The organism is Aquiflexum gelatinilyticum, from assembly GCF_024741135.1.
GTDB lineage: Bacteria > Bacteroidota > Bacteroidia > Cytophagales > Cyclobacteriaceae > Cognataquiflexum > Cognataquiflexum gelatinilyticum.
Genome location: NZ_JANSUY010000002.1, coordinates 497,065 through 510,218 on the forward strand (window position 1 = coordinate 497,065; position 13,154 = coordinate 510,218).

The 13,154-nt window shown below is 40.7% G+C and carries 10 protein-coding genes; 9 read left to right on the plus strand and 1 reads right to left on the minus strand.

Features of this window, described 5'->3' with window-relative positions:
- The first annotated feature begins 641 nt into the window (after positions 1–641).
- The 5 genes from NU887_RS06100 to NU887_RS06120 all read left to right on the plus strand — a co-directional run bounded on the left by NU887_RS06100 (position 642) and on the right by NU887_RS06120 (position 6,897).
- Positions 642–2,708, plus strand: coding sequence for a S9 family peptidase (locus NU887_RS06100; protein ID WP_258422475.1), 2,067 nt, complete (start codon positions 642–644; stop codon positions 2,706–2,708).
- A gap of 75 nt (positions 2,709–2,783) precedes the next feature.
- A complete protein-coding gene (locus tag NU887_RS06105) occupies positions 2,784–3,776 on the plus strand; it encodes a formylglycine-generating enzyme family protein (RefSeq protein ID WP_258422476.1) in 993 nt (330 codons plus the stop codon).
- A gap of 27 nt (positions 3,777–3,803) precedes the next feature.
- Positions 3,804–5,117 (plus strand): Gfo/Idh/MocA family protein, encoded by a 1,314-nt coding sequence (locus NU887_RS06110; RefSeq protein WP_258422477.1) that lies wholly within the window; start codon positions 3,804–3,806, stop codon positions 5,115–5,117.
- A gap of 1 nt (position 5,118) precedes the next feature.
- Complete coding sequence (locus NU887_RS06115; protein ID WP_258422478.1) at positions 5,119–6,036, plus strand: hydroxypyruvate isomerase family protein; 918 nt, start codon at positions 5,119–5,121, stop codon at positions 6,034–6,036.
- 285 nt (positions 6,037–6,321) lie between these two features.
- Positions 6,322–6,897 (plus strand): hypothetical protein, encoded by a 576-nt coding sequence (locus NU887_RS06120; RefSeq protein ID WP_258422479.1) that lies wholly within the window; start codon positions 6,322–6,324, stop codon positions 6,895–6,897.
- 72 nt (positions 6,898–6,969) lie between these two features.
- Here the strand turns inward: NU887_RS06120 and NU887_RS06125 are convergent, their stop codons facing one another.
- On the minus strand, positions 6,970–8,118 hold the full coding sequence (locus NU887_RS06125) for a hypothetical protein (protein WP_258422480.1): 1,149 nt from the start codon (positions 8,116–8,118) through the stop codon (positions 6,970–6,972).
- A 319-nt stretch (positions 8,119–8,437) separates the two neighbouring features.
- On the opposite strand from NU887_RS06125, the gene NU887_RS06130 reads away from it, so the two are divergent.
- The 4 genes from NU887_RS06130 (at position 8,438) to NU887_RS06145 (ending at position 13,048) form a co-directional block, all read left to right on the plus strand.
- Complete coding sequence (locus NU887_RS06130; protein WP_258422481.1) at positions 8,438–8,968, plus strand: PH domain-containing protein; 531 nt, start codon at positions 8,438–8,440, stop codon at positions 8,966–8,968.
- A gap of 129 nt (positions 8,969–9,097) precedes the next feature.
- Positions 9,098–10,774, plus strand: a complete 1,677-nt coding sequence (locus tag NU887_RS06135) for a PQQ-dependent sugar dehydrogenase (protein WP_258422482.1) — start codon at positions 9,098–9,100, stop codon at positions 10,772–10,774.
- A gap of 278 nt (positions 10,775–11,052) precedes the next feature.
- A complete protein-coding gene (locus NU887_RS06140) occupies positions 11,053–12,399 on the plus strand; it encodes a PhoH family protein (protein ID WP_258422483.1) in 1,347 nt (448 codons plus the stop codon).
- A 292-nt stretch (positions 12,400–12,691) separates the two neighbouring features.
- Positions 12,692–13,048 carry a hypothetical protein gene (locus NU887_RS06145; RefSeq protein WP_258422484.1) on the plus strand — a complete coding sequence of 119 codons (357 nt, stop codon included), beginning with the start codon at positions 12,692–12,694 and terminating at the stop codon, positions 13,046–13,048.
- Positions 13,049–13,154: the final 106 nt, after the last annotated feature.

Genomic DNA, 13,154 nt, shown 5'->3' on the forward strand with positions numbered 1-13,154 from the left:
GTTAAAAAAATAAAAAAGCTGTGAATACATGCTCACAGCTTTAGTCAATTAACAATAAACCCAAAATAACCAGCTGTAGGAGAAGGATTCGAACCTCCACAAGGCAGTTAGGCGAAACACGAGCTCCATGTTTGCTTTATCCTGAGATCCTTACCCCCGAGAAAGGAGGGCTTGTCTGCCAGTTTCAACACCCTACAATATAAAGTTTTCAATTTTTTGAGTGCCTTTTGCCCTCATTCTTATTTTGTGATCTATGCTGTAGGAGAAGGATTCGAACCTCCACAGGGCAGTTAGGCAAAACACGAGCTCCATGTTTGCTTTATGCTGGGATCCCTACCCCCGAGACCGGAGGGCTTGTCTGCCAATTTCAACACCCTACAATGTGTAAGAAGACCATTTGTCTTTCTTGATGATTCAAAGTTAGTAAAACATCCATTAGATTAAAATTAATTCAATAAAATAGCTAAAAAAATACATTATATTTAATAATGTACCATTAATGTTAATGATATGGAAAAATATCAATCAAGATTTATTTGGATGTTAAAAAATCGGCAATCAAAATTTGGTATGAAATTCTGGTTCCAAATGTTAAATTGAAATTCTTTCAACCTTTTCGGATCCTTAACCACACGAATTATATGAAATATTTCCTTTTGGCAGCTTTTGTTCTTGCCTTTACTGTTCAGGTTTCGGCCCAAAATGAGAAAAAGGACCCGACTTTTGAAGAAGTTATCTCTCTTAGAAGTGTTGGTGCAGTGGTCATGTCTCCAAATGGAGACCTTGTAGCTTTTACCCAACAGGCTTCTGACTGGAAAGAAAATCGGTTTGATACAGAGATATGGCTGGTCAAAAACGGTAGTGACCCCTTTCAGGTTACCAACAATCCTAAAAACAGCAGTTTTGCTCCGGCATTCTCTCCCGATGGCAAGTGGCTGGCTTTTTTGGCTGACAAAGGAAATAAAACGCAAATCCATGCGATCCGATTAAATGGTGGAGAGTCCATCGCAATCACAGAAGAAGAGGAAGGTGTAAGTGCATTTCAATGGCATCCTGACGGAAAAAGGATGATTTTTGCGAAAAGGGAAAAGGATGATCCCTCCAAAAAGAAAATCGAAAGCAGGTACGGTGGTTTCTTTATGGATGACAAAGATTATTCCTTGACGCATTTATGGGAAATCGCTTTTGATCCAAACCAGCCCAATCCATCTGAGTTACCTTGCTATGAATCGGCCGATTCTCTCAAAACTACAAATGAATGTATCACGAGAGCCAAGCCAAAAAGACTGACTGAAGGGAATTTCAATGTCAATGCTTTCAAAATTTCTCCTGATGGAAAAATGGTTGCATTCAATCATCAGCCCAATCCCCTGATCAATTCATTTGCTAAATCTGATATTTCAATTTTGGACCTGGAAAGCGGACAAAGTCAGATTTTGGTCCAAAATCCAAGTGCTGATAGCTTTCAGGATTGGTCACCGGATTCTAAACAGTTGCTTTATACCAGCCATGTGGATGACAGCGTTTCGAATTTCTACACCAATTCTAAGATTTTTATCATTGATTTGGGTACCAAAAGCAGCAGGCAAGTTGCTGCCAAACTTGATGAAAATCCATCAGGACTGACTTGGAATCCCAAAGGGATTTATGGACTTTTTTGGCAAAAGACCCTGAGACATCTCTATAGGATTGAACCCAAAGACGGTTCCTTCACGATCTTGAAAGGATTTCCGGAAATGGTGACGGGGGTTTCTTTTTCCCAAACAGGGGAAAAACTGGCTGTCAATGCCCGCAACGGAAACCAACTCAATGAAATCTGGGTAAGTAACGTCCAAAAATCTGCTGCAAAAAAAGTCACCAACCTGACAAAGCAGATTGAAAATTGGAAAGTATCCCAAAGCGAAGTGGTGGTCTGGAGAAGCAAAGACGGAGCCCTGATAGAAGGTGTTCTGCACAAACCTGTAGACTACGATCCCACCAAAAAATATCCTTTGATGGTGGTGATTCATGGCGGTCCAACGGGGATAGATACCCCTTCTCCAGTTCCGGGCTATGTCTATCCGATAGTGCAGTGGCTGAACAAAGGCTGCCTTGTCCTTCAACCCAATTACCGTGGGTCGGCAGGATACGGTGAGGCTTTTAGATCTCTCAATGTTGAAAATCTCGGTGTGGGAGATGCCTGGGATGTGTTGAGCGGGGTGGATAACCTGAGTGCCAGCAACCTGATCGACACGACTAGAATGGGTGTGATGGGATGGAGTCAGGGGGGGTATATTTCGGCATTTTTGACTACCAATACTGACAGGTTCAAAGCAGTGAGTGTGGGTGCGGGTATTTCCAATTGGATGACCTACTATGTCAACACGGATATCCATCCATTTACTATCCAATACTTGAAAGCCAATCCTTGGGACAATGAGGAAATTTACCGCAAAACTTCCCCCATGACCAACATCAAAAACGCAAAAACCCCTACATTGATCCAACATGGGGAGTTTGACCAAAGGGTTCCGATTCCAAATGCCTATGAATTGCTTCAGGGATTAAGAGATCAGAACGTCCCTGCCGAATTGGTGGTGTACAAAGGTTTTGGACATGGCATCACCAAACCCAAAGAAAGATTGGCCGCCACTTGGCACAACTGGCAATGGTTTGCAAAATATGTCTGGGGAGAAGAAGTCGAAATACCGATTGGAGAAAGCAAATGACCATAGATAAAAACCCATCCATCAATTTCTTTTGAATCCCATAATTAGCTTAACAATCTCAAATTAACCGATGATATGAATCATATATTGAAAAGAACTGGCATTCTTGTAGTGATGGTTTCCTCCGTATTGGTGACAATTGCTTCATGGAAGTTTTTCGAGCAAGAAGCTTTTATTCCCTATTCCCAAAAGATTCCTGATTCGGGTCAAAGTTTTGGAATGGTACCGATTCAAGGAGGTAAATTCATGATGGGAAGTGAGGGAATGACGCCGGATGAAAGTCCGGTCCATGAAGTAGAAATTTCTCCCTTTTGGATGGGAACGCATGAGATTACCTGGGATATTTTTGAACTCTTTTTGGACAAAAATTATGAGGTCGCCATTGCAGAAAAAGCCCTACCTGCACAGGTAGACGGTCTTAGCAGACCGAGTATCCCGTATCTTGACATGACAGCCGGGATGGGCAAAGAGGGCAAGCCGGCCATCGGAATGACCAATTACGGTGCGATTCAATTTTGTAAATGGCTGTATCTCAAGACGGGGATTTTCTATAGACTGCCTACCGAGGCAGAATGGGAATATGCCGCAAGGGCAGGTTCAAAAAGCAGGTATTTTTTTGGAGAGGATGAAAAACTCTTGGATCAATACGCTTGGTACGCTGCCAACAGCGGAAACATTACCCACAATATTGGGCAGAAAAAGCCAAATCCTTGGGGATTGTACGATATTCTTGGCAATGTAATGGAATGGACCTCAGACCAATATGCAGCGGATACCTACCAGAGCAGGAAGGATAAGCAAGTGAAAGATCCTACCATTGAAATCAAAAAACTATATCCCGGAGCGATTCGCGGCGGACATTACAACAGTCCTGCTACAGACCTGCGCACCGCCAAAAGAACGGCATCAAAGGCAGAATGGAAGAGGATAGATCCACAGATTCCCAAAAGCCAATGGTGGTTTCCTGAAGCCCCTTTCCTTGGTTTGAGGGTTGTTAGACCGCTCAACCCGCCAAGTCAGGCAGAGATTATGGCCTACTATGACAGGGCTCCGATTACAGATTATTAAAGCAAATAACCATATAACAATACACTCATGAATAACCAAAATCAACGCAGGGACTTTATCAAAACTTCCGCAATCCTTGCCGGAGGAATGATACTTCAGCCTTTTGGCATGCCGGGGGCTTATGCTTCAGGAACGGATCAAATCAAACTTGCCGTCATCGGCTGTGGAGGCAGGGGAACGGGCGCCGTTTTTCAGGCCTTTGACACAGGACACAATATCAAACTCGTCGCGATGGCAGATGCTTTCAGAGACAGAATAGATAAGAGTTATACGCCGATCTTTGAAAAATATGGAAAAGACAAAGTCGATGTTCCTGAGGACAGGAAGTTTGTGGGCTTTGAAGGTTACAAGGAAGCGATCAAGCTTGCCGATGTCGTGATATTGGCTTCACCTCCGGGATTCAGACCGGACCATTTTGAGGAAGCAGTAAGGCAAGGCAAGCAGGTTTTTATGGAAAAGCCCGTGGCAGTCGATGCAGTCGGCATCCGCAAAGTGCTGGCAGCAGCCGAAGAAGCCAAAAAGAAAAAACTCAATGTCGTGGTTGGTCTTCAAAGACATTATCAGGACAATTACAGAGAAACCATCAAGCGTCTTCATGACGGGGCCATCGGTGACATTGTCGGTGGACAAGTTTATTGGAATGACGGAGGTGTATGGGTCAATCCAAGGCAACCTGGTCAGACCGAGATGGAATACCAAATGAGGAATTGGTACTACTTCAATTGGCTTTGCGGTGACCATATCAACGAGCAGCACGTCCACAATATCGATGTGGCCAATTGGGTAAAAAACAGTTACCCTGTGTCGGCTTACGGTACCGGAGGCCGTCAGGTCCGAACCGGTAAAGATCACGGTGAAATCTTTGACCACCACAGCATCACCTTCACTTATGCTGACGGAACGGTAATCTTCAGCGAATGCCGCCACTTCCCGGGAGCAGCCAATAGGGTTGATGAGTCTTTCCAAGGAACAAAAGGCAAAGTATATATGAGTGCCGGAAACCACGGGAATATCACTGATTACAAAGGCAACTCGATTTATTCCCACAACAGGGAGAATAATCCCAACCCATATCAGGTGGAGCATGATGAACTTTTCGCTGCCATTGTTAAGGGAGAATATAAATTTGCTGATGCAGAAAATGGCGCAAAAAGTACCATGACCGCTATTCTTGGACGAAATGCAACCTATTCGGGCAAAGTAGTCACTTGGGATGAAGCGCTAAATTCTGAAATAAGTCTGATGCCGGATACCTTGGCTTGGGATGCGATGCCGAAAGTCCTTCCGAATGCGGACGGCTATTACCCTTTTGCGATTCCGGGCAAAACAAAAGTAATCTGATATGAAAAGGAGAAATTTTGTTAGAAATATTGGTTTGGGATCTGCAGTCGCTGCCCTCGCAGGTGGCACAAGTCTTTCTTCCTTTGCAAAAAGCAATGCAGCCGGAAAGCCATTTAACCTGGATTATGCTCCCCACTTTGGGATGTTCAAAGCCCACGCCGGAGACGGACTTGTATCCCAACTGGAATTTATGGCCGATCAGGGATTCCGGTCTTTGGAAGACAATGGACTGCTTGGCCGTCCGGTAGAAGATCAAAATCTCATCGGCAAAACCCTCGAAAGGCTCAACATGCGCATGGGGGTTTTTGTGGTTGATGGAGGTGACAACTGGAAGATTTCACTAGCTTCAGGCAAGCAGGAGTTTATCGACAACTTTGTCGCGACCTGCAAAAAATCCGTGGAGGCCTCCAAGCGTGTCAATGCCAAATGGGCAACTGTGGTTCCCGGCTTTTTTGAAAGAAAGCTGCCTATGGGAATCCAGACTTCGCATGTGATCGAAGCGCTGAAGCGTGGTGCCGAGGTGATGGAACCAAGTGGATTGGTGATGGTTTTGGAGCCATTAAGTGATACCCCGGAGCTATTTCTAAGGTTTTCGGATCAAACCCACGCCATCTGCAAGGCGGTCGACAGTCCTTCCTGCAAAATCCTCTATGACGCCTATCACATGCAGCGCAACGAAGGCAACCTCATCGCGATGATGGATGCCTGTTGGGATGAGATAGCCTATATTCAGATCGGGGACAATCCTGGGCGAAAAGAGCCCGGAACAGGTGAAATCAATTACCTGAATGTCTTCAAGCACATCGATGCCAAAGGCTTCAAAGGTGTCTGCGGTATGGAACACGGCAATGCCATTCCCGGAAAAGAAGGGGAGTTGGCCCTGATTGCAGCTTATAGAAAAGCGGATATGTTTAAATAAAAAAATCACCGCAGAGGACACTGAGACCACGGAGAGAAAGGAAAAAATAGCCAAGGCACGGAGATAAAAAGAAAAATGAAGCCCGAAAAGACGGCATTGGCGCAAAGAAGGTAGTCACAAAAGAGGAGAGGGAAACAGCATTGATTGCGGCGTATAGAAAAGCGGTTATGTTTAAGTAGAATGTACTTTCAAAAAAATGTAAAGAGGTGGGGTTTTTGACCGCACCTTTTTTTTCTAAAATAAACCCACGTGATGTTTATTATTGTCACCCAAAAGAAACAATAGATGAGATTATTTTACAAAGCATCAGAAAAAGAACTGCTCTTAATCAGGAATAGAATATTCCATGATAAATGTTTACCGGCACTAAAAAAGAACGGATTTGAGCAATCACCATTTTCAACAGCGTGGTTTGGTAAAAATAATTTAGGTGATTTTACTTATGAATTATGTAGAGTGCGAATAGATTCAATATTAGAAATTGTTGAAACACATGTATCAAAAGGAGATAAGTGGATAAAAGTATACTTAAACATATTCAAACTATCACCCGATTTGAGGTTTTTACAGCAATTACAGGGAGTTGACGGCCTTCAGTATCATTTGCCTCCAAATAGTTTAACAAAAATGCGATTGAGAAGTGATGATATAAAAGGAATGCCTCTTTTAGATTATCATTTTATGTTTGGAGGGCATAAAATACGGTCTTATCACACCAAGACAGGTTATGATAGGGAAATAAGAAAATTAAATAACAGAATTGAAAAAGACCTGAACAATATTGACTCTTTTGTAGAAAGGTGGCATGAACTTCACAAGCCTAATTTGACGGACTGGAAAGGGAATCGTTTACAAGATTGATTTTAGGATATATTGAGCTTTTTATTGCCCCACCTAGATGTAGAATTGGGTATCTCCCCCAAACTAAAACGATCAATTCGTTTGGTTTCCATCATTTAGCTTTAATAAATAATATGTATTCCAATCTTCTTCCCCAAGAAGCCTTTGATTTTTTTGGACAAAAATTTGTCCCTCTTTGTTTACGATAGGGGTTGAGATTGTTCCTGATGGCAATTCAATATCGTCTTGGAGCAATTTGTAATCTGAATCAAAAACTGCAGCATATATTGGTAAGGATCCTAAGAAATCCAACCACTCAGCTTGGTTTTCCCTGTCGTAATTCTTCACGATATTTTCGTCAGCGCCTTTTTTGTAAATAAGAATGATTTTGTCTTCGATCACATAAAGTTGTTCTATCATGGATGGTACTACCATTTCCAGCTTGGAGAATAACTCCGATGTGTTCTGTAAATTGGCCTGTGGAAAAGGGATTTGATCTTTCACATTCAGACTGATACTTTCTTTAAAAATCAGATCTTCGTCCTTTTCTTCATAGACATGAAACTTCATTTCAGCCATCAGGAATAAATACCAAAGTTTTCCTCTTTTAATGATTTTGGGATGAAATAAGAAATGAAAATTGCCGTCTTTGTAGATTGAAGTTTCAGGGATTTCCATTTTCAGCGCTACTTCTTTTGTAATTGGATCAAAAACTTCGAGCAGTGGTTCATTGTAATATTTTCGATAGAATCTCTCTTGGTCTTCCCAATCTTTTAGATCCCTCTCAGGACGGTAGTATGCTATTTTATTCCCCAAACTAAATGCCGGTCTATTGTATGGATGCATATATAGATAATCCTTTGGTATGGGGATTTCATTGATTATTTCTCCCTCATTTGAAAACTGGATCAATCCCTTATGTAAATCCATTATGGTAAATTTCCCATCAAAAAAACCTCCTGAATAGACCATGTTTATCGCATTTGGTCCGTCTGTTTTGAGCTCAATAGGAGAGGTGATGCTACCGGATTTGTCAAAAATAATGTAAGATGAATTCCCCTCTTCTTTTGCCAAGAACATTCCGTCTTCCATATCAATTAATGTCAATTCTTCCAGGTGATTGACTCTGATTGAATCTGAAATTTCAAATTTATAATTTGTTGAAATGGATTGATCTGTGTTTTTGTCTTTTGCGCAACCAATCAATGCTGCAACTAGAATCAGGCATATAAAATATTTCATGCCCTAATTTAAATCAATTGGAAATTTCAGGCATGTTAAGTTATGTTAGAAAGGAATGCATAACTCTTAATTTATCTATAATTATTACTTGGAATTGCCCCACCTAGGTGAATAATGGCATTTCTCTAGCTGAATTTGTAATTCAAGCTACCTAGAACTATCTTTCGTTTGAGTGTTTGGCTGATTAGTCCAATTACATCCCGATGGCTATCGTGGATGGAATCATAAAAGGGTGGAATTTCATGCCGATAGCTATCTACATACACTCAGTCGCAGCATCAGTCGCTAAACTACACCCAGGCGCAGGAAACTAAAAAATATGAATTTACTATATAAAATAACTTTTGAAAATTCATTAAGCCATTTTCGATCAGTTTTTTATTACCTGATTGCAATTGTCGTTTTTGTTTTGGTGATGGCATTTATTTTTGGTGTATCTGATTTACGTGCTTTTATCGAAATTGGTGTGTTCTTTTACGGAGTCTTAATGGTTTTGCCAACGATAATCATTCATTTAAACTATTTTTTTGTAAATAAAAATACTGAAATGGTAATTTATCCGGAGAAAGAATCAATTCGTTTTTTTGAAAAAGAAGCTTGGAATCAATTTGGGTTTCATGAAATAGAAAAGGTTGAAGTGTACATGAGTCCTCAATTGTATAGGAAATCTACTGGTTTTACTCCATGGGATTCATACCATTACACGAAATTATCCCTAAAGGATGGAAAATCTTTGTTTATTACATGTTTAATGGCTAACGAATGGGATATTCTATTAAACGATTTACCGAGACAAATTTTTCAATCCCAATTTCCAATAGTTTTTATGGATAGGTCTAAAAAGAATTAGGTGTTTTAAGTCATGTTGTATCTGAATTCGTGTAGAATGACGTTCGAAATAAGTCCCACCTCCAAAATATTTATATTTCAATCTTGACTAAAAATTTTTAGGTTTAAGGTAATCCCAAGAAATGCTTTAATGAAAAAACAAGCCCTTTCCATTGCTTTAGCTTTACTGCTGATTATTGGATGCAACTCAAAAAGTAACCATCCTTTTGGTCAGGATATCCCTACTGACTCAGAACAAATAGCCATTGGAAAGTCCTTGTTTGAGCAAAATTGCTCTTCCTGCCACAACTTCACCCAAAAGACTATCGGTCCCAATCTCAGTGGCCTGACTACCCAAATCGAGTCTGATTGGATCAAATCCTTTATCAAAAATCCACAGGATTTATTGGAGAAGGGAGATGTTCGGACTAAAGCGTTGTTGGATGAATACAAGGTGCTGATGCCGGCTTTCAGTCAGCTTTCAGAGGCCGAAATTGATGCTTTATTAAGTTACATGCATTCATTTGGGCCGGAGGCTCTATTAGAAAGTGCAGCCGAAGAAGCCTTGGAAGATCCGATTCCGGAGAAAACAATGGATTCAGGATTGGCTTTAGAACTTGAGTTTTTTACCCAAATTCCCGCCTCTGATTCTATTTCACCCTTGGCCAAAGTCACCAAAATGGAAAGTGAACCTGTTTCAGGGAGGCTGTTTGTGCAGGATCAGCATGGAAAAATGTATGAGTTGGTCAAAGGAAAGCCAAAGCTATTCTTTGACCTGAGAGCCATTCGTCCGGATTTTGTATCCAAACCGGGATTGGCTACAGGATTTGGCAGTTATTCATTTCATCCCGAATTTGTCGACAATGGATTGCTCTATACTTCCCATACAGAGAAGCCGGGTTCCAAGGCTGCGGATTTTGCCTATGCCGACAGCATCAAAGTCACAATGCAGTGGGTACTCACCGAATGGAAAACCGCAAACCCCTCCTCAAAATCCTTTGTTGGGGAAAGCCGAGAAATTCTCCGGGTAAATGTCGTCACACAGATTCATGGCATGCAGGAAATTGCCTTTAATCCACATGCCAAAAAAGGGGAAGAAGATTATGGCTTGCTCTATATCGGTATCGGTGATGGCGGCAGCGCCGAAAATGGTTTCGACTTTATTTCTGATCACAAAGGCAGTGCTGTTTGGAGCAGCATTCTCAGGATAGACCCGAAAGGGAAAAACAGTCAAAACGGAAAATATGGCATTCCAAAAGACAATCCATTTGTCGGTCAAAATGATAAAGCCCCTGAAGTTTTTGCTTATGGATTCAGGAATCCAAATAGGATTTTTTGGGATCCAAAGGGAAGGATGATGGCTTCAGAAATTGGTCACAAACATATCGAAGAAATCAATTTGATCGAGCCGGGGAAGTTTTATGGTTGGCCGCGGAGGGAAGGATCTTTTGTAATCAATCCAAATGGAGATATGGACAAAGTTTATGCATTGCCTTCAGATGATGAAAAATTTGGAGCGACTTATCCGCTTCTTCAGTTTGACCATGATGAAGGTTCTGCGATCATTGCGGGCTATTTCCCAAATTCAGGGATTTTCAAGGGGAAATTTCTTTTCGGAGATGTTCCATCTGGAAAAGTTTTTGTTTCCGATCTGAATGAATCGAGTCCTAAAATGCAGAAAGTCGGAATCAAATATGAAGGAAGGGAGACTACTTTGCAGGAATTATGTGGCAAGCCTAGGGTAGATTTGAAATTCGGTCAGGATAAATCAGGTCAGGTTTACGTTTTGACCAAAGCGGATGGTAAGATTTATAGGGTAGTAAATTGATACTGATTGATATTCATCCCTAAATGGAGGTTTTGCACAAGCTTTCTAATAGAGTTTTTATGCAGACTATGGGTAAGAACCAATAGGGTTTTTTAGGTGGGAGGACAGTATGGATGGTCATGTTATCTTTTGCTCTGTTCCACAAACTTTTCCCCCTGAAAATCAACAGTCTAAGATTTTCCTTTTTGTTAACAATCTTATTTTCTATTGATACAATGGTAATCTATTTTTTATTTCTCTATCTTTTTACTAACAAAAACCTAGTAAATTATTAACCTATGCCTAGAGCTAAATCCGATAAAGACCGCAAAATCTTTGTGTTGGATACTTCGGTGATCCTATACGCACACAACTCGATCATGAACTTTGCGGAGCATGATGTGGTCATCCCGATTACTGTATTGGAAGAGCTCGATCAGTTCAAAAAGGGAAATGATACCAAAAACTTTGAGGCCCGTGAATTTATCAGGCTGCTCGACGGGTTAGCCAAAGATAACATGATCCACAATTGGACTCCACTAAATGGGAAGACCAAAGGATATTTTCGGGTATTGATGAACCCCGATAATAATATCAATGCAAACCTCATCTTTGGTGAAGAAAAAAACGACCACAAAATCCTGAATGCCGCGCTTCATTGCCAACAAATGGAAAAGGGCAGGAAGGTGATCCTAGTCAGCAAAGACATCAACCTCCGGCTCAAAGCAAAGTCCCTTGACATACATGCGGAAGATTACGAAACAGGTAAAATCAAAAACCTTTCTGAACTTGAAAATACCGGAAAATATTACTTGGAAGGCATAGAACCGGATATTATCAACAGGCTTTATGAGAATCATTCGGTCGAGTCCAAGCATGTTTTGGGAAATAAAAAAAGAAAAGCCAATGCTTTCTATATCCTCAAAAGCGAGAAAAACTCGGTGTTGGCCTATTACAATTCTGATGACAACATGCTCGAAAGGGTAGATAAGAAACTTGCCTATAACATCAAGCCAAAAAATGCAGAGCAGGCTTTTGCTTTGCATGCCATCCTGAATCCAAGGATCAAACTTGTCTCCATCCAAGGTGTGGCGGGAACGGGAAAAACGCTTTTGGCGCTTGCCGGCGCATTGGAGCAAAGAAGGGATTATAAGCAGATTTTCCTGGCAAGACCCATTGTTCCCCTGAGCAACAAGGATATCGGCTACCTTCCGGGCGACATTAAATCTAAGTTGAATCCTTATATGGAGCCACTTTGGGACAACCTGAAGTTTATCCAAAACCAATTCAAGGAGTCCGATAAAGAATTTCAAAAAATCACAGAATTGGTAAATCAGGAGAAATTGGTCATCCAACCTTTGGCTTATATCCGGGGAAGGTCACTTTCCAATATTTTCTTTATCGTGGATGAAGCACAAAACCTCACGCCACATGAAATAAAGACCATCATCAGCCGGGCAGGTGAAAATACCAAGATCATTTTTACTGGGGATATCTTTCAGATTGACACCCCTTATCTCGACAGTCAGAGCAATGGTTTATCTTATTTGATAGATCGGGTAAAAGACCATCCTTTGTATGCCCATATCAAGCTAGAAAAGGGAGAAAGATCGGAATTGGCGAATTTAGCAAATGATCTTCTGTAAAAATTGATTTAATTTTTGTAATCCGATAGAATATTCCGAAATTCTATCGGATTTTTTATTTTTTTATCGTATTGGCGCAACCTTTGGCTCAGGTTTAAAGTTATCCAACTGTATCATTTCAGAAAATGTCATGTACGATATCGTACATATAATATCAATCATTTTGAATTTAAAAAACTGATAATCAATAAGATATAAAATTAGGATCAGAATTTGGCATAAGGCTAATACCTGCCACATTGAAAGCAGGTAAAGAAATTAAACCTTACACAATTACAAATAAAAGAAGAAAATGAAACCAACTATTTTAACTCAAAAAACAGTTTGTGCCTTTTTAGGATTAATGATGGCATTGACAATCTTGTGGGCTGCTAAGGCCGAGGCGAAAGTTGATCGAATCAACGAGGTAATCCCGATGGAATATAATTTGGGATTGGGTGAAGTTCAGGAGAATGTTATCCAAGAATTTGAATTGGATCTTTCTGATCTGAAAGAACTTCCGACTATCACCATTATCAATAAATATGGAGAAGTGGTAGCCGAATTTTATGGTGATAAAGAAGAAATTAAGAAAAAGTTTAAAGGATCTTTTGAAAAGGCACTATTCGTTACGGCCTCAGTAGGCCAAGAATTCTACCTTGTAAGATAGTTTAGTTGATTGTTTGGTTTTTTGAATAAAAAAAAGGTGAGCCATGCTCACCTTTTTTCTTTTTGGTAATGTGGTCAAAAATAGTTGGTGACTTTTACTAAAAAAT